Source organism: Flagellimonas ochracea (genome assembly GCF_009903685.1).
Lineage (GTDB): Bacteria > Bacteroidota > Bacteroidia > Flavobacteriales > Flavobacteriaceae > Flagellimonas > Flagellimonas ochracea.
In genome coordinates this window covers 870,318-892,751 of record NZ_JAAABI010000002.1, presented here as the reverse complement: position 1 = coordinate 892,751, position 22,434 = coordinate 870,318, and the positions used below count along the sequence as shown (strand labels likewise).

Annotated in this window: 18 protein-coding genes; 6 read left to right on the top strand and 12 right to left on the bottom strand. The window is 41.4% G+C overall.

The features are described 5' to 3' along the window. Window positions 1-579 precede the first annotated feature (579 nt). The 5 genes from GTQ34_RS16735 to GTQ34_RS09625 all read left to right on the top strand — a co-directional run bounded on the left by GTQ34_RS16735 (window position 580) and on the right by GTQ34_RS09625 (window position 7,251). Window positions 580-1,188 carry a collagen-like protein gene (locus GTQ34_RS16735; RefSeq protein WP_208103867.1) on the top strand — a complete coding sequence of 203 codons (609 nt, stop codon included), beginning with the start codon at window positions 580-582 and terminating at the stop codon, window positions 1,186-1,188. A gap of 12 nt (window positions 1,189-1,200) precedes the next feature. After that, window positions 1,201-1,815: a collagen-like triple helix repeat-containing protein gene (locus GTQ34_RS09640; protein ID WP_166523560.1), complete on the top strand. Its 615-nt coding sequence runs from the start codon at window positions 1,201-1,203 to the stop codon at window positions 1,813-1,815. Between the two features lie 116 nt (window positions 1,816-1,931). After that, on the top strand, window positions 1,932-2,981 hold the full coding sequence (locus GTQ34_RS09635) for a hypothetical protein (protein WP_166523559.1): 1,050 nt from the start codon (window positions 1,932-1,934) through the stop codon (window positions 2,979-2,981). A gap of 78 nt (window positions 2,982-3,059) precedes the next feature. Next, entirely contained in the window at window positions 3,060-6,020 is a 2,961-nt protein-coding gene (locus GTQ34_RS09630) for a response regulator (protein ID WP_166523558.1), read from the top strand. 115 nt (window positions 6,021-6,135) lie between these two features. Beyond that, window positions 6,136-7,251: a helix-turn-helix domain-containing protein gene (locus GTQ34_RS09625; RefSeq protein ID WP_166523557.1), complete on the top strand. Its 1,116-nt coding sequence runs from the start codon at window positions 6,136-6,138 to the stop codon at window positions 7,249-7,251. Between the two features lie 4 nt (window positions 7,252-7,255). Here GTQ34_RS09625 and GTQ34_RS09620 read toward each other — a convergent pair whose 3' ends face one another. The 8 genes from GTQ34_RS09620 to GTQ34_RS09585 all read right to left on the bottom strand — a co-directional run bounded on the left by GTQ34_RS09620 (window position 7,256) and on the right by GTQ34_RS09585 (window position 17,559). Beyond that, window positions 7,256-7,843 carry a hypothetical protein gene (locus tag GTQ34_RS09620; RefSeq protein WP_166523556.1) on the bottom strand — a complete coding sequence of 196 codons (588 nt, stop codon included), beginning with the start codon at window positions 7,841-7,843 and terminating at the stop codon, window positions 7,256-7,258. Continuing rightward, window positions 7,840-8,367, bottom strand: coding sequence for a DUF1579 family protein (locus GTQ34_RS09615; protein WP_166523555.1), 528 nt, complete (start codon window positions 8,365-8,367; stop codon window positions 7,840-7,842). Before GTQ34_RS09615 ends, GTQ34_RS09620 begins: the two co-directional genes overlap by 4 nt. A gap of 111 nt (window positions 8,368-8,478) precedes the next feature. Then, on the bottom strand, window positions 8,479-8,661 hold the full coding sequence (locus GTQ34_RS09610) for a CPXCG motif-containing cysteine-rich protein (protein ID WP_166523554.1): 183 nt from the start codon (window positions 8,659-8,661) through the stop codon (window positions 8,479-8,481). A 52-nt stretch (window positions 8,662-8,713) separates the two neighbouring features. After that, on the bottom strand, window positions 8,714-10,036 hold the full coding sequence (locus GTQ34_RS09605) for a TolC family protein (RefSeq protein ID WP_166523553.1): 1,323 nt from the start codon (window positions 10,034-10,036) through the stop codon (window positions 8,714-8,716). Further along, window positions 10,036-13,323, bottom strand: a complete 3,288-nt coding sequence (locus tag GTQ34_RS09600) for an efflux RND transporter permease subunit (RefSeq protein ID WP_166523552.1) — start codon at window positions 13,321-13,323, stop codon at window positions 10,036-10,038. Before GTQ34_RS09600 ends, GTQ34_RS09605 begins: the two co-directional genes overlap by 1 nt. Next, complete coding sequence (locus GTQ34_RS09595) at window positions 13,320-14,456, bottom strand: efflux RND transporter periplasmic adaptor subunit (RefSeq protein ID WP_166523551.1); 1,137 nt, start codon at window positions 14,454-14,456, stop codon at window positions 13,320-13,322. Before GTQ34_RS09595 ends, GTQ34_RS09600 begins: the two co-directional genes overlap by 4 nt. Window positions 14,457-14,611: 155 nt before the next feature. Next, a complete protein-coding gene (locus GTQ34_RS09590) occupies window positions 14,612-15,517 on the bottom strand; it encodes a leucine-rich repeat domain-containing protein (RefSeq protein ID WP_166523550.1) in 906 nt (301 codons plus the stop codon). 125 nt (window positions 15,518-15,642) lie between these two features. Further along, window positions 15,643-17,559: an ABC-F family ATP-binding cassette domain-containing protein gene (locus GTQ34_RS09585; protein WP_166523549.1), complete on the bottom strand. Its 1,917-nt coding sequence runs from the start codon at window positions 17,557-17,559 to the stop codon at window positions 15,643-15,645. A gap of 65 nt (window positions 17,560-17,624) precedes the next feature. On the opposite strand from GTQ34_RS09585, the gene GTQ34_RS09580 reads away from it, so the two are divergent. After that, entirely contained in the window at window positions 17,625-18,017 is a 393-nt protein-coding gene (locus GTQ34_RS09580) for a DUF983 domain-containing protein (RefSeq protein WP_166523548.1), read from the top strand. On the opposite strand, the gene GTQ34_RS09575 is transcribed toward GTQ34_RS09580, so the two are convergent. The 4 genes from GTQ34_RS09575 to porL all read right to left on the bottom strand — a co-directional run bounded on the left by GTQ34_RS09575 (window position 18,005) and on the right by porL (window position 22,393). Continuing rightward, a complete protein-coding gene (locus GTQ34_RS09575; protein ID WP_166523674.1) occupies window positions 18,005-19,060 on the bottom strand; it encodes an NAD(P)/FAD-dependent oxidoreductase in 1,056 nt (351 codons plus the stop codon). The genes GTQ34_RS09580 and GTQ34_RS09575 overlap by 13 nt on opposite strands. Before the next feature lie 118 nt (window positions 19,061-19,178). Further along, complete coding sequence (gene porN / locus GTQ34_RS09570) at window positions 19,179-20,081, bottom strand: type IX secretion system ring subunit PorN/GldN (RefSeq protein ID WP_166523547.1); 903 nt, start codon at window positions 20,079-20,081, stop codon at window positions 19,179-19,181. A 20-nt stretch (window positions 20,082-20,101) separates the two neighbouring features. After that, entirely contained in the window at window positions 20,102-21,673 is a 1,572-nt protein-coding gene (gene porM / locus GTQ34_RS09565; protein ID WP_166523546.1) for a type IX secretion system motor protein PorM/GldM, read from the bottom strand. Between the two features lie 66 nt (window positions 21,674-21,739). Beyond that, complete coding sequence (gene porL / locus GTQ34_RS09560) at window positions 21,740-22,393, bottom strand: type IX secretion system motor protein PorL/GldL (protein WP_166523545.1); 654 nt, start codon at window positions 22,391-22,393, stop codon at window positions 21,740-21,742. Window positions 22,394-22,434: the final 41 nt, after the last annotated feature.

The following is a 22,434-nucleotide window of genomic DNA, read 5'->3' as shown; positions in this document are numbered from 1 at the left end:
AATCCAATGAGCACGGTCTTATGGTTATAGTCTCTTGATTAGTTGTATTTGAGGCTTCGGAGAAAAATCAAAATCAGCTAATCTCAGTGAAGTTTTAATATTCTCAACCAACCCCATCTTAAAGTTATTTGCTATCAATTTGCTTGGACTTCAGTTGTGGGTTCTAGCTTAATTTCTTTCTCTGATCTCATTGACATTTATCGTTTTTTTGAACTTTTGATTTAATCAAATTAACAGTACACGATTTTTGCCAAAATATATCCGAAAAGCGGAAAAATAAGGGATTTTCTGGAACTCATAATCCTAAGGTTACTAGTTCGAGTCTAGTCCCCGTTACAAAAAAAGCCATCAACGCTAGTTGATGGCTTTTTGATTTTAGCTTCATTGAGACTATTGACAGGGGACAAAGCTACTTTTTTGCCCATGTTACATTTCTAAAAGTCTTTGTTACATATCGGAAATAGTAACTGCGCCAATCCTTTTAATTTTAGTTATCTAAGAAATGTCCAAACTGTGGGCGTATCAATACAAAGCAAAGTTCCCACCAACTGAATGTCTTAATACTAATACTGAAAAATTATGAAGACTCAATCTCACATTTTAATCATGGTTGCCGTTATGTTTTTGACCCTACTCGTTTCATGCTCGGCAGAAGATGGCGCTGTTGGCCCAGCAGGCCCTGAGGGTCCACAGGGAGAACAAGGGACAACTGGTCCACAGGGCGAACAAGGTCCAGCAGGTACAGATGGACAGGATGCCAACTCCACTGTAATTTCATCAGGATGGTTTGAAATCAATACTTGGGACACGGATTTGTCCAATTTCAAATTCCAAAGAATCCCCGACCTAATACTTTCCGAGTTCCAAATTGAAAACGATGTGATCTTGGTATATCGCAGATATCAAACGAGCCCAACATTTACCTCAATAGATTTACTGCCCTTATTCCAACTCGATATAAATGGTGCAGCCGAGCTGGCTATACAAAATAGAATTTCGGGCAATGGTATATTTATCCAAATCGAGGCATTCGGTCGCGCGGTGGCCAATGAAGAATATCTTGGGCCCGAGACCCAATTTCGGTATATGATCATTGAGCCTGCATCCACCTCGGATAAAAAGACCGTTAAGGACTTTTCTAAAATGAGCTATCAAGAGGTTGTTGATTATTTAGGCTTGAAACCATAAAAGCAAAACAAAATGAAGAACTTAAGTTTAAATAAAATTTTTGGTGCAGTTGTATGTTCAACCCTGTTTTTATCCTGCAGCGTGGAAGACGGAGAGGATGGAGCCATTGGACCCCCAGGACTACAAGGGGAGCAAGGGCTGCAAGGACCACAGGGCGAACAGGGGCCAGTTGGAGCAGATGGTCAGGACGGTACAGATGGCCAGGATGGAAATGCCAATGTAATCTATTCCGATTGGATAGATGCCGATTGGAACAGTATAAACCTTCCTAGGTTGAAAGAGATGAATATTCCAGTTCCCGAACTTGACGATATTGAGTTAAGAAACAAAACCGTGGTTCAGGTATATCTTGGCCAAAGCGGCACCAATGGTGTTTATGCTATGCCGGGCACTGGCCGTTGGAGCAATACGTGGTATTCCTATTCATTTGGTCATGGTACCGTAACTTTAAATGGTATAGCCATAGTCCTTGAAAGTACCAATGGTGTGGACCTGACCGAAGATCAGTACCTGGGATCAAGGGGCAATGAATTTCGATATGTACTGATTCCCGAAAGTGCGCAGTCTGGAAAGTTGGATTATTCCAATTATGAGGCGGTAAAATCTTTTTATAACCTTCCCGATTAGCCAAGAAATAAATCAAAAAATCGTTAACTTGAATCGAAAGTGCCTGGAAAATATAAGTTTTTGGAGTAGCTTAAACATCGGGGCATATCCTCTTAGTTGTATTCAATAGTAACTCAATGGATTTTCATTTTATCATTAGGAAGCCAACAAGATATATTGCCTTACTATTTACCATAATCTTTACTGGATGCGGAAGCGATGATGGCAATGAACCACCACCCTTGTCGGGCTGTGAAACTGGTTCTAATCCCAACGTAAGTTTTACCGCTTCGTTCACGGACCTTGAAGGTATTGCACATATTGAACCCCTAGGTGAAATACAGGCCTTTCATAATTTTTCAGCACATAGCTATGTGTTCATCAAGCCCGAAGTAACCGAGGTCCCCGTTTATGCCCCTGTAGATATGGATTTAATCAATGTCACGGATGATGGGGCCGATTTCGGACTAATGTTCCGGGCAAGCTGTGAGGTGGTGCTCCGCTTTGGACATATTACGAACCCCATCCCTGCAATACAGGATTTAGCAAGGGATCAAGGAATAAGTATGTTTGAAGGACAGGCACCTACACTGTTACAGATTTCGGCCGGGGAGTTGATAGGTACTACCTCCGGCACGGCCGAAGCCAAAAGTTTTGATTTTGGGGTTTACCGCAGTGAACGGCCGCTAACTTTTTTGAACAATGACCGTTTTCATCCTGTGGAGACCTTCAGATATGCCAGTTGTCCCTATGATTACTTTACCACCGACCTTAGGAACCAGATGTATGATCTTTTTGGCCCAAAACCCTTGGCCCAACCTATAAGTTGCAGAGGACCGAGAGGTAAGGAAGGTGCTCTGGCGGGGCCCTGGTTCGATACAGTCGAGGTATTTTCAAACCCCCATTTCGGTCAAACCCAATTTTCGCCCTTGCTGATAGCTACCGCCTTGAACGGAACGGTAAAAATCGTCCGTGGGACCGAACCCAATGTGTATAGGGTTCCCTTTGGAGCCTCGACCCATGCTGACCCCGAAGAAGTGACCACAGAACATTGCTATGAGCTGCAATCGGGAGGATACTTCTATTTTCAACTACAGCCGAATGGTACCCTGCACGTGGTCAGGGAAACCACCGGAACTTGCCCTTCCGAATTCCCGCCAACAGAATATTTGACCTATTATCGCTGAATTTGAAGGCTTTGTAGGGTTATACAATACCTTGTCATTCCTGTGGTTTTTGTACCTTTTAAATGATTCAACCTTACCATGAAAGTATTATTTTCCTTACTGCTCATCACCCTTGGTTTTTCCTCGGCATGGTGTCAAGGTCAGCAAAAAATAGATTCCTTGAAACGATTGCTAGAGGTCACAAATGGTACGGTGGAGTCTGCAAACCTGTACACTGAACTTTTTGACGCTTATCTATATTCTTCACCCGATTCTGCCAATATTTATAGAGAACATATCAGAAAGCTGTCCGAGGAAAATGTCTATACCAATGGGCAGTACTTATACCACTCGTTAGGTGGAAAATACCATTTTGCAAAATCAAATCTGGATAGTGCATTTTTTCATATTAAAACAGCTTCCAAAATAGCGAAGCAACTTAACAACAAATCCTATTTGGGAGATTGTTACAAAAAATTAGGTGTCATCTATAATGTAAGACGCAACGATTCCCTCTCAAAGAAGTATGCAGAGATGGCACTAGCCAACGCAAAGCAAACGGACGATTGGCGGCTTATCTCATCCATATATGTGCTACTGGGGAACCGAAGTTTTCATCTTACCAACTATCCAGAGGCACTTTCCTATTACTTAAAACTGGACTCCATTTATACCTCACACAATGCCCTAGACAAATCACTGGCTGCCGCATATTTGAACATCGGCATGATATATACCGAACTTAGAAATCCCGAAGCGGTGGAGTACATTAAAAAAGGCATTGAGGTCAATAAGACCTTAGGCCTTATCGAAGGGGTCAACTATGGTGAAGTTGCTTTGGGCACCTACTACGATTTACTGCACGATCGTAAAAGAGCCATAGAGCACCTGTTGAGGGCCAAGGACTATTATGAAGAATATGGAGGATTGAACATCCTTTCAAACATCTATAGAAGATTGGGCAGCTGCTATCTAGAGGTGAAGGATTATAACAAAGCCGAATACTATTTTAAGAAAGCAACCTCCTTACCCGAAAACGCCAGGGAAATACACTATGCAGCTTCAAATTATACCCATCTTGGCGAGCTATATCGCCTTAAAGGAGAACTGGACAAAGCCATCGTACATTTCAAAAAATCCGTTGAATTCCTTCAAAAAGATGGAAATGACAAGTCATTCTCGATATACCTTCTTAATGCCTATCGAGGACTTTATGATGCTTACAAGGACAAAAATGATTACAAATTGGCCTTGGATATCCTTGAGAAACAAACAGCTCTGAAGGACAGCATCCAAAAATCCCAAAACTTGTCGATGGTTGAAGAACTTGACAGAAAATATCAGAATGAAAAGCAGCAGCAGGAAATTACGTTGCTCACTTCACAAACGCGGTTGGCCGAACAGAAAGCCAAAAACCAGCGCAATATTTTTATTGCAGGCATCTCGATTTTGAGTTTGGCCTTTATGACCTTGTTCATCCTTTTTAGGAACAAACAAAAGACCAACAAGAGGCTAAAACAGTTGGAATCGGCCAAATCGAAATTCTTCGCCAACATCTCCCATGAGTTTAGAACTCCATTGACCTTGATATCGGGGCCCGTGGGCCACCAGTTGTCCAAAAAAGACCTCTCCCCAGATGATAAAACAGATCTAGGTTTGATTCAACGGAATGCCAATCGTTTACTAAAGCTGGTAGATCAGATATTGGACCTTTCAAAAATTGAAGCGGGAAACAGAAAACTAAAGGTTTCCAAAGGAAACATGGAGCTTTTTCTAAAACACTTGGTCGAGCCTTTCCAATATCAGGCCACACAAAAGGGTATGGTCTTCATTAGTCAAATCAGTGTTCCGAATGAAGTTTGGTTTGACCATGATGTTGTGGAAAAAATAGTCACAAACCTATTATCCAATGCGTTAAAATACAACTTGAATAAAGGCCGTATTGATTTTAAAGCAATACAACAGGGCCAAGAAGTTATTATTACAGCAGTCAATGAAAATGATGAACTAACTGAAAAAGAACTTCCTTTTTTATTCAATCGTTTTTATCAGAACAATACCATACATCAGGGTTTTGGCATTGGCCTATCGTTGATACAAGAGTTGGTGAGCCTTTCACACGGTACCGTCCACGCTCACAAACCAGATGATGCAACAATAGCATTTAAAGTAACCTTACCCGTGTCAAAAGATGCCTTTTCAAAGGCAGATTTAACCGTGAAAGATGGGGTATCTGCAAGCATGAAAACACACAGCGAAGAAGTATTTTTTGAGGCAAATAATGAGGAGGAGGAACCTGAAGAAAGCTCCCTCCCCGTGTTGTTGGTTGTGGATGACAACACCGAAATCAGGCTTTTCATCAAAACGCTGTTCAAAAAAGAATATCAAATACTGGAAGCAGAAAATGGGGAAGAGGGGGCGAATATTGCGCTTAAAACCATTCCCGACTTAATTATTTCGGATGTTATGATGCCTATAAAAGATGGCATATACATGAGCAACATGCTTAAAAACGATGAAAGAACTTCACATATTCCCATTGTGCTCCTAACGGCAAGATCAGGAGAAGAAAATGAGTTGACCGGTCTCAAAACTGGAGCTGACGCCTATATGGTGAAGCCCTTTAAGGAAGAAAAACTAAGAGTAATCATCCACAAATTGATTACCACTAGAACTGCTATTCAAGAAAAATTCAGTAAGCAGCTTTTTCTTATACCAAAGGGCATTGAACTTACGAAAGCAGACACAAAGTTGATGTATAGAATTCAGCAAATATTGGATGTTGAGCTGACCAATCCTGAGTTTAATGCCAAATCTTTTTCTGACCAGGTTGGATTGAGCCGTATGCATCTACATCGGAAATTAAAGGCGCTTACTGGACTTACCACTTCTGAATTCCTTAGAGTACAGCGCTTGAAATTAGCTGCAAAATTATTACAGAAGGGTCATGATAATATATCTGAGGTTGGATATGCAGTAGGGTTCAATCAACCGACATATTTTGCTACTGCTTTCAAAAAGTATTTTGGACGCCCTCCTTCCGAGTACATTAAGGTTTAATTAATTTAGTAAAACAGCTACATATTTCTACTTTATGATATCGCAGCGTATAATTAGTATAATGCTGATAAGAATTCTACATTGATATGGGGTTTGATCATAATTTTGAATGCAAATGACGAATTGGGAAATATTTATTTTGTTTTTAGGCTTTCAAGCATTTTTACTTTCAGTACTGTTCTTCCTTAAAAAAGAAGGCTCTTTTAGGTATGCAAATAGATTGTTTTCCCTTTTTTTGCTCTTATGTGGTTGGCTTATTGTGTACAACGTGCTTTTTTGGACGAAAAAACTGTATCAACCCCCATTAATTCATTTTAATGCCACTTATGTACTGCCGCTTTCCCTAATTGGGCCGGTTTTCTTTTTCTATCTGAAGAATCTTGTACATGGATATCGTATTCGGATAGCGCGTGATTTTGTTCACATTCTCCCTTTTTTGATCATTTTTTTGATGAACTCATCCTACTATTTGCTTTCCACGGAGCATAAATTACAAGTGCAAGAAGAAAAGGCATGGGCCCAATATATCCATAGCAGCATCTTTATGGAGGTTGGTTTGCTGCTGCTCATGTCTATTTACGGCATTTGCGCCATTTGGAAGTTCTACAATTTCTTTGGAAAAGATGAAGATCTTCGAATCTGGGTCCGGACAACTATTCTTTGCTATGTCGGTTGCGTTTTAAGTTACGTTGCATATTACTCCCTTGTCTATTCGAGATTGTTGACCTTGGATCAGGATTATTTCATCACACTGATTTTGTGCATCTCGGTAATGACGGCCGCCTACTTTGCGTTCAACTACCCAGTGATATTCCAAGGCAAGCCGATAGCTTCGGTGATACCTTTTATCAAGTACAAAAAAACCGGCCTTTCGGAAAATTACTCCAAAGAGCTCAAAGAAAATCTTCTTGACCTGATGGTCCGGGAAAAGCCATACCTCAACCGGGAACTTCGGCTTGACGACCTTGCGGATGCCCTTGGAACAGCCAGGCACCACACTTCACAGGTAATCAACGAACATTTTCAAAACAATTTTTTCGACTTCATCAATCTTTACCGTGTGGAAGAGGCCATAAGGTTGTTAGAGGCAAAAAAAAATCAAATGAACTTAGCGGAGATTGGTTTCTTATCCGGCTTCAACAATACAGTATCCTTTAACAAGGCATTCAAAAGACATACTGGAACAACACCTTCCCTATACCGAAAAGAACTAATATCCAATAATGTTTAGTGCTTTATAAGGTTTTCCTCTTATTGGCAGTGATGGTCGTGCTGAGCTGCATTCCACCATCCGGTCGCCGAACTTCCCATTTCCAATCAAAAGCATCTTCTGAAATATTATAAAAGGTAATCTGCCATTGTTTGGATTCATCATATAACAAAATCTCATCTTTTTCATTTACATGGGACACCCATACACCAGCTATGGAACCAGCTTGGTTTTCCATCCAGGCACATTGCCATAAATCTAAACGCGGATTAAAAATGCGAATATTGGTTCCTATTATCTGTCGTTGGTTTACCGAATCCAAATTTGAAGGATTTTTCCAGTAGTCTTGTATGGCATAGCCCTCTAATGCATATTTAAAAACCCAACTTGCCCGGCTTTGCGAAGCAGTAGTATCATTTTGGTAATTGGTTATCAAACAGTCCCACTCCCCCACCAATCGACCATATTGTTGGGTTTCAATAGGAGCATTTTTGTTCAATATGCCAAACTCTTTCTTTACCTCGCTTTTAGTTACTTCAATAGACTTTACAGGTTGGTTGCAAGCGCAAACCAGTATACTGACAAAAAGTAAGAATGTAATTATCTTTTTCATTTTTTTCGTTTATAGTCAATTCGCCAGTTGAGTGTCCAGGCTTCACCACCATCGGTAGATGATTCCCAATCCCAGGTCAAAGCATCCCGGGTTATATTATAAAAAACCATTCTTTGTGTGTTTTTTTTACCATCGGCAGTTTCCTTGATGTCAGTTTGAAATATTTTCTTTTCCCCTGTGAGTTTTCCGGTCAGACAAAAGAAAGAGCCTTGGCTGTCTGCCCAAGACTGTTTCCATTGATTAACAGCTGCCTGATAAACAGAAATACTGGTCCCTTTGAATCCTTTTCCTTTTCCCTCATGGATTTCAAAATGTTCTTGTACCACCTTGTCATCAAGTATCTTTTCAATTCGGTTGATTCCTTTTCCTTTTTTCCCTTCGGATTCATCCCAGCTGACTTCCCATGTCCCCACCCAAAAATCCAAGAGTTTTGAAGGTTCTTCTTCCTGCGCCAAAGCAGTTGCCATAGCTACAAGTAAACTCAAGGCCATAGGCAACATAGTCTTTTTTCCTTTGTATTTCATATCGTTCATTTGTTCGCTTGAAATTTCAAACAAGATAAATAAAGGCTACTTAAGATTTGATAATCCCGATAATCCTTTATAGATATTTGAATATTTAAGAGGTATAATCGCTTATTGCCCCAATTCCTCTGCAGTAAACCCTGAGAGCTCGTCTTCTTCAAAAGTCACAGTAACCTCAATGGGGTTGCAGCACACTTCACAATCCTCAATATAAGTTTGATTGGACACAGAACTATCCAGTAGAAAAGAAATCGGCTCCCAACAATAGGGACAATTAAAGAAGTGTTCGTACATAATCAGCTTACAATGTTAGAAACCAGAAGCCCCAAATCTTTAGATGGGAATGTTAGAAGTCCACATTGAGCAATTGACCACTTACCTGAAGCATTTGCAGTTCCGCCAACTTAGCCTCGTACTTGGCCTGGCTCTGTGCCAGTTCGGCGTTCAATAAATTCAACTGGGCTTGCCTGAACTCGATGGAGGTAACCTGCCCCATTGCATAGCGTTCATCCGTACGCTTAAAATTGTTTTGATTGGTTTGAAGATTCTTCTCTTGCACTTCCAATACGTAGAGGGCATTGGTGTAGCTGTCCCATGCATTTTGAATATCGCGCTCTACTTCCAACTCTATTTGTTTTTGCAGCAATTCCTGATTTTCCTTGCTGATTCTGGCATTTTTGAAACCGGTTATGGAACGTCCACCATCAAATAGATTCCAGGTAAGGTTCACGCCACCCGAGACACCGGTGGAGGTGTTTTGAATGACAAAAGCCAACGGACTATTATTGTTGGACTCGTTCCAACCGTAACTTCCTGTAAGTCCAATAGTCGGTAAAAAATCACTTCGGGCCACTTTAATTCCGTAATCATTTATGTTGATGTCCTTTTCGGCAATTAGAAGACGTACATTGTTCATGTTGGCTTCGTTTTGCATGCTTTCCATTTGTAATTCTGGAACAAAACTCACCGTGGTATCCGCCTTAAATTGACTTGAAAGTTCACGGTTTAGAATGAGGTTTAAATCCCGCATGGTATTACGCAGTTGCTGCCGCGAATTCAACAGATTGATGCTGTCGGTATTTACATCAACTTCTGCATTTAGTACGTCCAAACCTGTGTTCTGTCCATATTCAAATTGATATTTGGCCCGTTTTAACCTATCCCTCGATATTCCCAGAGCTTGTTCTAAATTGCTGGTGTTCTCTGTAAGTCTAGCTACCTCATAATACACCGAGAATAATTGCAGTATGGTGGTTTCTATGGTCTGTCTTACCTCCAGTTCAGATTGTTGGCTGCGTTCCTTAAAACTTTTATAGTTGTAGTAGCGCCCCAAACCATCAAACAGGGTATAGTTTACATTAACCGAAGCGTTGTACCTACGTGTCTCAGCGCCATCTGCAGTTCGAGTTTCACCATTGCCCAAAATACCCTCCGTATTTTGACGATCTATGCTTCCTGCAGCATTGGCCGTTACCGAAGGTAAATACCCCGAATTGAAAATACTGGCATTGTTCTCATCAATCTTATTGGTATTTCTTGCCACTTGTATGCCAAGGTTATTTTCCAATACCAGCGCAATGGCCTCGTCTTTGGAAAGTACCTCCTGTGCATTTCCGATATGGACAAAAACCATTAAAATCAAGGCTAGGGCGAAAAATATACTTCTCATTATGTAGTCTCTTCTAAAACTTTTGAAGTTGTTTCCTCAGTTGTTGATCCATTGGAGGCTCCATTCAATTTCTGCTTGGTTCCCGCTAACATGAATTCTTCTTCATGCTGTTCTTTAATCGCCCTTTCCACTTCTTCTTTGGAAACTTTTTCACCAGTCCATAATGTTTTTGTCCAAACCTTTACATTATTTCCGAAAGAGAGAAGCAAAGGCAGCATCAACAGAGTGAGAAAAGTGGCAAAGGCAATGCCATAGGCAATGGATATGGCCATGGGTTTTAAGAACTGTGCTTGTCTACTTTTTTCCAATAACAAGGGTGCCAAACCGGCTATGGTGGTCAAGGATGTCAAAAATATAGCCCTAAAACGGGAGCGTCCTGCTTCGTAAATTGCCTCGTTGAACGTCATTCCGTTTCTCAAGTTAATATTGAATTTTCCAATGAGCACCAAGCCATCGTTCACCATAATTCCAATAAGTGCAATGATACCAAGTAGGGAAAGAATATTCACTGGGAAGCCATGAATCCAATGGCCCCAAGCCACCGCGGTTAAACTAAAAGGCACCAAAAGCAATAACAGCAGGGGTTGGCTAAAACTCCTAAAGGTAAAAGCAATGGTAATGTAAATCAGAAAAAGAACGGTGAGTCCCACAAAACGTAAGGAGTTCCTAAATTTATTGGCTTCCCTGTTTTGCCCTTCGTAAGAGGGAACAATGGATGGATATTTTGATGTAATTTCAGGCATCACCTCATTTCTTATCCATGCCATGGCATCTGTTCCACTAGTGGTTTCAGGATTTGTCAAATCTGAGGAAACCTGTATTTCCCTCTGACCGTCCAAATGATTAATGGCCACATCTCCACGCTCAATGGAATAGGTAGCAATCTCTTTCAAGGGAATGCGCTCTCCATTGGGAGCCAAAATGCGCATTTCATCCAAATCGGCTATGGAAGACCTATTGGTGCGGTCGTAGCGCACCCAAACCCGTATTTCATCTTGACCTCGCTGAAACCGCTGTGCCTGCGCTCCAAAGAAAGCGGCCCTAACCTGGTTCATCACAGTTCGAAGGTCCAGCCCCAGCAAGTATGCATTTTCTTTAAGCTCCAAACGGATTTCCTTAATCCCCGCGGGGTCGTTATCAGTAACATCTTTGAGCGTGGCATTGTTAAGCATTGCAGCTTTAAGCTCTTCTTTAGCCGCCTTTAGTTCGGTAATATTGTTACCCAATAACGAAACAGATACGGGGTCACCTCCGAAATTTCCACCGGAACCATAAATTAGACTTTCCACACCAATTACGGGACCTACCAACTCTCGCAGCCTGGTAGTTACAAGATCTGCCCGTATCTCATCTGGCCGTTCCTCACCCGGCAATAAATTTATGACCAAGGTTGCCGTGGAAGAGCCAGGCCCCACATTTTTAATCATGTTTTCGAACAATTCCTGATTCATTCCCTGCAAGTATTGCTCGGTCAACTCTTGATTGACCACATATGCTTTTTCTTGAATCAGACTGATAATAGAATCCGTGACTTTTTCATTGGTGCCGTTCGGCATTCTAAGTTCCACCGCAATACGGTCACTTGCAATTCTTGGAAAAAAGGCTGTTCTAATAATACCTCCCCCAATGGAGCCAAAAGTCAATACCAATGCCATAAAAAAGATCGCAAACATCAAAAACTTATAGTCCAAGGCAAACCTCAAGGTGGGAGCATACCATCTGTCCCGCATATAAGCCATGGCCCGGTCCCCCATTTTATTTATGACCCGAAGTTTGGAAAACACCTTTGCAATACCAGTTTTTGGTTTTTTATCCTGTGGTTGCAATGCTTTGGAATGTGCCAAGTGCGCCGGAAGAATTATAAGGGCTTCTACCAAGGAAACCACCAGGGTCAATATTACAATAACAGATACCTCACTGAAAAAATCTCCTATCCGTCCATCCAAAAAGAGGAAAATTGAGAATGCCAATACTGTGGTCAGAATGGCTGAAATAATGGGCGGAAGCACTTCCATGGTACCATCGATGGCCGCCTGTATGGGAGATTTTCCCTTCTCATAATGTTGATAGATGTTCTCGGCAATTACAATACCATCATCCACTAAAATACCGATAACGATAATCATACCAAAAAGGGACAGTACGTTGATAGTGACATTGACCATTGGAGCAAATACGAACATTCCCAAAAAGGCTATTGGCAACCCAAAAGCCACCCAAAAAGCCAAACGTGTATTTAGAAATAGGGAAAGGAACAAAAGGACCAAAAGCATCCCTACGATAGCATTTTCCCTTAGCAGTTGGGTCCGTTGGGTCAAGGTTTTTGATAGGTCCCTCACCACCGCCAGCTGCACATTGGTGTACTTCTGATTAAAATCTTCAATATAGTCCTTTACTCTTTCTGCTGAATCTATAAGGTCTTCGGTATTGGTACTGGTGATGGTCACATTAACCGCCAAATCGCCATTGAAGTAAGAAGTGTTGGGGGTTTCAGAAAAACGGTCTCGAATAATGGCAACGTCTTTTAATCGAACGGTTCGCCCATCAGCATCCGCCCTGACCACCACATTGGACAACTCATCTCCGTAATAGGATCGATTATTGGCCCTGATCAGATACTCTTCAGCAACGGTCTTGATGTTTCCTCCGGTAACCAAAATATTGGCGTTGGCTACGGCCTGTGCCACTTCGTTAAATGACAAATTATAGGCCAGTAAGTTGTTTTCATTTACAGCTATCTCTATTTCCTCCTCTGGATAACCCGCTATATCTATCTGTGAGATACCGTCCATGGCGCGCAGGTCATTCTCTATTTGACGCCCAATTTGTTTCAAGGTGGCCAAGGGTATTTCATCTCCACTAATGGCAAAGCTGATTGTGGGCCTAACGGCTTCCTGTTTTGAAACAATCAATGGTTCCATACCTATTGGAAACGTGGGCACCCGGTCCACCGCATTTTTTACTTCTAGAAGCATGAAGTCAATATCCCTTCCTTTCTCAATCTCCACATTGATGGAGCCGCTATTTTCGCGTGAGGTGGAAGTAACCCGTTCCACGCCTTCCAATCCTTTGAGGTTGTCCTCTATTTTGAGCACTATACCCTCCTCCACTTCCTGAGGTGAGGCTCCAGGATAGGTAATGCTAATCAATACATTCTTGGATTCGGTAAGTGGGAAAAAAGATGATTTAAGGGAAAGTGCACCCACAATACCAAATACAAAAAAGGCCACAATAATTGTATTGACGGCAACATGATACTTTATGAAATAGGAAATGACCTTTTTCACGATTTACCTTTTTTGGATTTTCCCTCGTCAAATATCTTTACCAGCATTCCAGCATAAGCTCCGGTCAATGCTTTGGAAACAAACACCTCACCATCAGGAACATTTTTTAATACAACCTTCTTATCGGAGAAATAAACGGGACTGACATCAATTAGATCGAGTACCGAGTCTCGTACCACAAAAATTTGATTGTTTTCCAACAAAAGAGAACGGTCAATTTCAATGGCATCGGGTTCTTCCTTGGCCTCCAAATTCGCTTCTAGGTATTGGCCCTCTTTCAGGTTATCTCCACTCACTTCGATGTACACCATAATGGTTTGCGAGTTTTGATCTACACGACCATTAATCCTAGTTACTTTTCCAGTATATTTTTGAGTGTTGTTCAAGGTGGACAGCTCCACTTTTTTGCCTAATTTTAAGAAATCCCCATAAGTTTTACTTACCGAAACTTCCAGCTCGTATAATCCCGTATTGATAAAATCCCCCAGTTTCTGGCCTGCTCGGACCAAGGTGCCCTCGGTCACCAAGGCGTCGGTCAAAATTCCATTGAAAGGAGCAATTATGGTATATTTTATAAGGCGTTGTTCCATGTTTCTTACATTATAATAGCTGGAGACAATTCCTCTTCCGGTGATAAAGAATTTTTCTTTCTCAGAAGTCATATCGGGCAAAACCGGTATGGTCTTATCCAAATCAAAGTTGTTCAGATACGCTTGCCACTTGGGATAAATTTCTGGATAATCCAACCGGAGGTCGGGCATCACAGAAGTCAACAAATTGTAAAGGTCGCTTTTTGCCGCTTGAACACTAGCGTAGTATTCTCCAGCATCGATTCGAATAAGTGTTTGTCCCTTGTTGTATTCTTGCCCCGTTCTAAAAAGTTTGCTTCCTGGTCTGAACACCCCTTGTACTTCTGAAAAAAGTTCTACCCTTCTTTTGGCTTGTAGATTTCCATTTGCAGGCAAAACTATAGGTACTGTTCCGTTCTTTACGGTGTCCACAAAAACGGTTTTCACCACTTTTTGGGATTGAGGTCTTCTATTATCTTTGCTTCCAGCTATGAGCCCCGCGAAATATAAGGATGCAACGATTATAATAGCACCGACTACCGCTGAAAAAATAAGCTTGCGCATTTGTTCGTGTTGGATGAATTAGTCCTTGCAAAGCTATCTCGTATTGGAAATGTCTTAGGTTAAATATTTCATAAAATGTTAAAATTGGGGATTGGACATAAAAAAGGGGATACTGTTGCGTATCCCCAAACCAAACTAACTAAAATATAACTAAACTACTCGATGTCGTCAAAATCTTCATCTTCAAATTTTGTATCTGCCATACGTGTGCGTGTACTAGGAATTTGAATTTGATTGAATCCTGGCTCGAACACATTCTCATCACTATCGAAAACCAGAAATTGATCGGCGTTCATAACTTTGAGGCCGGTATAGGAGTTAAATCGATTATTTTGTAGTTGCAGAATCTTTAAACTTGCCAGTTGCCCAAATTCGACGGGAATTTCTCCTCCCAATTGATTATTGGCCAATACCAATTCCCGTAACCGTCCCAGTTTTCCCATTTCTCCGGGAATGGAACCCTCCAGATTGTTTTCAAACAGTCCAAGGGCCTCCAACTTAGTGAGATTTCCGATGGATTCTGGAATAATACCTTTGAGATTATTGCTCGAAAGGTTGAGTTCTCTTAGGTTCGAAAGATTACCAAATGTTTCAGGAATGGGCCCGGACAAAAAATTGTTGAACATGGAAAATACCTCCAATTCTTTCAATTGTCCCACACCTGTGGGTATGGAGCCTTTAATTCGGTTCATTTCCAGGCGTAGCACTCTCAACTTTTTAAGCTTTACAATATCTTTTGGCAACACCCCTGTTATCTGGTTGAAAGCCAGGTTAAGATGCCTTAGATATTTCAGTTCTCCAATATTTTCCGGCAATACCCCTACCAGATTGTTCTGAAAGAGGTTAATGCTGACCACATGTCCGTCAATTACTTCTACACCCTTCCATGTAGCTATATCGGAATCTAAATCCCATGGAGTATTCCAACTTTCACCACTTGTAGCCTGATAAAGTGCTATAAGCGCATCTTTTTCCCTAGAGTTGATGTTTCCGAACATAAAGTTCAGACCTAACAACAAAATCGTTAAGATAACTAACAGTGAAATCCGATTGATTCTCATAATTATCAAGAATTTACCTACAAATTAACGAAAAGAAAGAAAAAGCCTACAATTTAATCGATGAAAGGTATACGGAATGTTGTGAAAACAGCTGTTCGTGTGGTGAACCAACCATTCTGGAACAATCAACTCAATTGCTCCATTTCGCCAGACAGTTTTTCCCAGTCTTCCATTAGGGTTTCCAAGGTCCTCTTTTTTCCATGGTAGGCATCAAAAAACCCAGATTCGGCTATGGTCTTGTCATAATCCATCAATAGCTTGTGGTCTATCTCGGCTATTTCCTGTTCTAACTCGGTAATCTTCTTTTCCACATTTCCGAGTTTGTTTTTCAACGACTTGAGTTTTTTCTGGGTCGCATAGTCGCTATTGGACTTGTCACTGTTTTCTTGTTTGGATAATGACGCTTCGTCCCTTTTCTCTATTTTTCTAAAGTCTTCGGCATTGCGCTGTTCCAGATAAAAATCAATATCTCCCAAATATTCTTTAATGCTTCCATCCTTAAACTCATATACGCGGTTGGTTAGTCCTTGCAGAAAATCCCGGTCGTGGGAAACTAGAATCAGGGTTCCTTCAAAATTTTGCAGTGCTTGCTTCAAGACATTTTTGGACTTGATGTCCAAATGGTTGGTAGGTTCATCCATCACCAGTACATTGAAGGGTTGCAACAACATTTTGGCCATTGCCAAACGGTTACGCTCACCTCCCGATAGCACTTTTACATATTTTTCCACCTCATCTCCCTGAAACAGAAACGAGCCCAAAATATCTCTTACCTTGCTTCGATTGCTTTCATTGGCAGCATCGATCATGGTATCCAAAATGGTCTTATTCCCATCTAGATATTCTGCTTGGTTTTGGGCAAAGTACCCAATCTGAACATTGTGTCCTATTTTCAGTTTTCCAACGTAATCCAATTCACCCACAATGATTTTGGCCAAGGTGGTTTTTCCTTGTCCATTCTGTCCAACAAAAGCTGTCTTGCTGCCCCGCTCTACCAAAAGGTTTACATTTTTTAGCACATGATTGTCCCCAAAGCTTTTGGAAAGGTTTTCCAATTCGGCCACTACCTTGCCTGGGTTTACCGAAATAGGAAACCTTACTTTCATCACGCTGTGATCTTCTTCATCGATCTCAATCCGTTCTATTTTGTCCAGTTTTTTGATCAACGATTGGGCCATGGATGCCTTTGTAGCTTTAGCACGGAACTTTTCAATTAGTTTTTCGGTTTGTTGTATCTGTTTTTCTTGATTCTTTTGGGCATTACGTTGCTGCTCCCTTATCTCCCCTCGAAGTTCCAAATATTTTGAGTATGGCTTGCTGTAGTCATATATCCTGCCCAAGGATATTTCTATGGTTCGATTTGTCACATTGTCGAGGAACATTTTATCGTGTGAAACGATGACCACAGCCCCGGTATAATTCTTTAAAAACTGCTCCAACCAAATGATGGATTCTATATCCAAATGGTTGGTAGGTTCGTCCAAGAGCAGCACATCGTTGTTTTGGAGGAGTAATTTGGCCAGTTCAATACGCATTCGCCATCCACCTGAAAAAGTGTCGGTCACCTTATTGAAATCTTCCCGTTTGAACCCGAGGCCCATCAGTACTTTTTCTGTTTCTCCTTGATAGTTGTACCCTCCCAATATCTCGTAGCGATGGGTCACCTCGTTCAAATCAACCATAAGTTGATGGTATCCCTCACTTTCATAATCAGTCCTTTCAGCTAAGGCGAGATTGATTTCTTCCAATTTGTTTTCCAGAGCTTTGATCTCAGAGAATGCCAGATAGGACTCCTCCAGAACTGTTCTGCCTTGCTCAAAATCGATGTCCTGCTTCAAAAACCCAATTTTAAGGTCCTTCTCAGTGGCGATGGTCCCAGAATCTGGATTCATTTCCTTTGAAAGCAATTTCAACAGTGTGGATTTTCCAGCACCATTTTTCCCAATTAAACCGACCTTATCGCCTCCATTTAAACGAAAGGCTATTTCTTCAAAAAGAAATTCTCCACCAAAGGCAACGGAAAGGTTATGGATATTCAGCATTTAATGTGACTTGAATTACAGAACAAACGTGAACGAATGCTTAATTTTGTACAAAATTGCTGCAAATGTTAAAAAAAGGAACCAAACTGTACAGTATTTTAACAGGAAGTTGCCCCAAGTGCCATGAGGAAAGCATGTATGTGAATACCAACCCTTATGCCATATCCCAGATTTTTAAGATGCACGAGCGTTGTTCCCACTGCGCCACCAAATATAAGATTGAACCTTCATTCTTTTACGGTTCCATGTATGTGAGCTATGCCGTGGGCATTGCCTTTGCCGCAGCAGCATTTGTGATTGCCTTTTTGGTCGTTGGCACGAGCCTAATGAACACTTTTATTGCCATAGTGGGAACACTCATTGTTTTTATGCCCATTATCATCCGTTTGTCTCGAAATATTTGGATCAACTTTTTTATCAAGTATGATTCCGCTAACGTCAAAAGTCAGTTGGAGTAGTATTTTCTGGTAAACCTTGCAATGTCCAGTTCTGGCTCTAGTTTTTCTTGGTGTTCAATGGCATTATACAATTGTATTGAGGCATATGGGGCGATAAGTACTCCGCGTGAACCGAATCCGTTCAACACATAAACATTTCGGTGTTCTGGATGTTGCCCAACCAGGGGACGTCTGTCCACCACGGTGGGTCGTATTCCGGCCACATGTTCCACAACCTCAAAGCCGCATCTCAAAAAGGTCTTCAGTTTTTCAAGGAGCTCCTCTTTTGCGCTCTCTGTGGGTGTATTGGTCTTGTCCTTCCATTTGTAGGTAGCTCCCACACGGTAAAGGTCATTTCCCAAAGGAATAGTAAAAACAGCGGATTTTATTACGTTTTGCTCTTTATAATCTGGAGCTTTTATGGTCAACAATTCTCCCTTGGTCCCATTAAGGGGCAAATAATTAAAAAATGGATTCTGGTTGAGTCCATAGCCACATGCAAAAACAATGCGTTTGGCTTTAATGTCTTTGTAAGCAACATGACCTTGCTTGATGCCAAACTTGGCGAAGTCGAAATTTTCACTGTCCAAAAAGGATTTTTGTTCCAAATACTGGACATAAGAAACAATCAGGGTCTTTGTGTCTATACGCCCTGTATGTTTTACTTCACCAAAACCGAAAGGTGCATCAATATGAGGATTATTATTGTTGATGAGATTCGTGGATATGAAATGTTCCAATCCTGGTCTGTCCGACGCTTCGAACCAAGCATTCTGTTCTTCTATAGAAGCAAATCTTCTCAACACGGGCACCTTATAATCCAGCTTTACTTGGAGTTTTTTCTCTAAACGGGAGTAGAATGGCACTATGTGTTCCATTTGCTCCTTGGCTTTCCAAGCCATGGTAAAGCGCTTTAGGATAACTGGGTTGTACAATCCGCCTGCTACTTGCGAAGCTTGTTGGGAGTCATCAGAGATTACTTTAAAGCGCTTCCCTTGTTCTTCCAACACTTCGCAAAACGAAATTCCAGCCAATCCATGGCCTACAACCAAATAGTCCAACATGCTGCTAAGGTAGATATCTTGCTGCAAATTTTATGTAGTCCAACCTTGAGAAGCCAATAAAAAACGTCGCACAATTGTGCGACGTTTTCTTTTTTTGAATTGGAAAATTGGGATTTCGTTAATAGGCCCACATATCTTGTTCCCGGTCGCGAATATGTTCTTTTATTCTATTCGCTTCCAAAAGCTGGAATAGGGCATTATCGAAAATGTAATCGTCTATTTCACGGTCTCCGTGAACATTTTCTTCTTTATAGATAATACCATTAAAACGTCTTGCGTTCAACAGCATATCAAAAGAAATAGGGCGTGCGGAGTTACGTTGATTGTAAACCTTGGCTTCGTGAAGTATCTGTCTTGCTGATGGATACCACACCCAGAACAATTCCACTTTGTTTTCTCCTGGATCCACCGATTCGTCATCGATGAAGTTTACATCGGGTGCAACAGGTGCTATTCCCAATAAACGATATTTTAGCTCACCTTGACGCTTGTCAAAATACCAGATTCCTTTAATGCGATACTCTTCAATATCGGCCGCGGTCAAATCCCTTTTGTTGATAAACTCGGGGGAAATTTGCTCACCAGCGTTCAATTGCTCATATCCAAGGTCTGTGGTATCCACTTTTTGTAAGGTTGCAGCCAAGTCATCCAAGGTTCGTTTTTCAGTGAAATACGAATCCGTGTAAACCTCGGTCAGTTTTCCATTTCTGATATTTGTCATCAAAACATGGTACAACGACCTTCTATCCTTTCCTATACCAATGGTATCGGTCGGGTAGTACAACGGGAAGTTGACTCGCTCATCCAAATCGATGATTTCCCATACAGTTTTGGACCAGAGAATGTCCCTGTCGTCCACATAGCCGTATGCAAGAGGAGCGTCAGCATCCTGCTCTATTTGGGCTTCAGTCTTCTTACCTATATCGGTGGGCAATTTGGCATTCAAAATGTTTGCCTGCGCCATAATTGATACGGGCAATAAGCTTAAGACTCCAATAACTAATACATTTTTCCAATTCATGATCACTTCTTGTATACTTTTTAGTTTGTAAGCTCAACCACTACAGGAGAAACTTTCTTCAACTTGTAAGTCCTGTTGTTGGTTATATAGGCTTTGATATCGAAAACCTGAACGGCATCGCCACGCTTGGCACGTTTAAGTGCAGACTTGGCTCTTCCATCCAATTTATTACCATTGACGTCGATAGTAGGTTGACCAGGAACTTTGAACTTAAACCCACTAACGGCTAGGTTCAAGTCAAAATCGAAGTCTTCCAACATAGCGCCAATGGTTGAAATTTCAAGGTTCCTTCTTGGCATTTTAACACTACCAGCTTCTCCACGTACGGTACCTCCAGGTCTTGGAATATCCTTGATCCTGAATTCAGATCTGGTCGAAATGGACTGTCCATCCGGTAACGTACCAGAAGCCGTAATGGTCACTTTTCTTCCTGTACCTGGATTCATAACGTAGTTGCTACCAGTTCTTCTGGTAAGTCCAGGAGCTGAAGCTCTTACTTTATTGTCAGGAATACCAGGAATGGAAATGGTCATAGGATTAGCCACACCACGATACACCACATTCATTTTATCTGCAGAGATTACCGCAGCATTTGGTTTAGAAATGGTAGCGAAGGTATTGTTCACTGGCACAGGAACTTCCTCCCCATCTTGCATAAAGTACATGGTTCCTGCAATGGTATGGTCCCCTGGAGAACCGGCGCTGATCAACATTTTGATGCCACCTTCCTCAAGAAGGTAATCCGTACCTTCTTTAAGATCTCTACCATCCAACTTCAATTCTGCTTTCACAGGCTTTGAAGTTTTGTCGGTCTTACTGATGATAATTTTGCCATCATATTTTTCGCCAGCATAAAACGCAGATTTTGATGCATTCAATGCGGTAGCAAAATTCTTCAAGGAAACTGCTTCAGTCAAGTTACCTTCCAACAGACCCTTAAGCACTTCCTGTTCCGTGGCCTTAATGTCCGCTTGTAACTGTGTGACCTTGGTTAAAGAAGCTACCAAAGGATATCCTTCAAAATGATAGTTCATCCAGTCGACCTTGACGTTATCACGAATCCGTTCCACTTTACCATCTTCCCCACCGGTCTCAAAACGAGTCTGAATAGCTCCCTTAACATCGGTCATGTTTTCTGGGATGGTCTTCAACATTTGTTCACGATAGTTCTGAAGATTCTCAAGGAACTTTTGGCCTTCTGGCTTTAGATTATCTCCTTGGAAAAACAAGTTATCCAAATAATCGGATTTGTCCATAACAACATAGTTGTTTGGGTCTTCCTGGTCGGCCAACATGCCTTTTTTCAGTTCGCTCAGATACTCATAGTACTCTTGCGACAATTGTTTCACTTGTTGGGCTTTTTCAAACAAAGGACCGTACTTCAGTGCATCTTCGGATGCCTTGGTCTCAAGACCTTCAAAGTAAGCCAAGTTGTTTGCGTCTGCCTTAGCATTGGAAGTTTCCAGCTTTGCATTCATCAATCCGAACGCCGCAAGAACCTCCTTGCTCATATTAAGGGCCAGCATCGCGATGAAGATCAAATACATAAGGTTGATCATCTTCTGACGTGGCGATTGTTTTCCTGATGCCATGTTATTTTCTAATTAGAATTATTAATTAATTTGATTTGGGTTTGGTATCTGCTTAATTATACCTAATTAGTTTTTTGTGCTCATGGCAGAAAGCATACCTCCATAAACTCCGTTCAAAGAAGATAGATTGGTCGCCAAAGATTCCATTTGCTCTTTCAAGGCTCCGGCGTTCTGTACAACTTCCTCATTGATAGAAGCTTGACGGCTGGCACTTTCCAGCTGTACTTTGTACAAGCTGTTCAAAGACTCCATTTGAGCTGCTGCGTGAGACAACTCTTCAGAGTATTTCTTGGTGTGCTGAATTGCATCTGTGGTAGGAGCAATGTTTTTGGCAGCACCTTCAAAACTCTTGATACTTTCACCCAAGCTTGAAAAAAGCTCAGAATCGATGTTGGCTTCTTTAAGAAGATCATCCAATTTTCTGGAAAGAAGACCTTCAGCTTCTTTGGCTTGCTTTGCATCATTCTTGTTTCCTTTAGATGGAGCATTTGCCAATTCCGGATAAACCAAGGACCAATCGTATTCGTCGTCCACAGGTTCAAATGCGCTGATCGCAAAGATCAATGCTTCGGTAATAAGTCCAACCGCAAGAAGAAGTCCACCGGTAAGTGGTCCAAACTCCCAGTGAAGGATTTTGAACAGTGCACCAATAATTACTACCGATGCTCCAAGGCCATAGGCCATGTTAAACAGTTTTTTTGTTGATTTTGACTGTGCCATAATTCTAGTTTTAATTAAGTGATATAAATAAGTATTTGGTT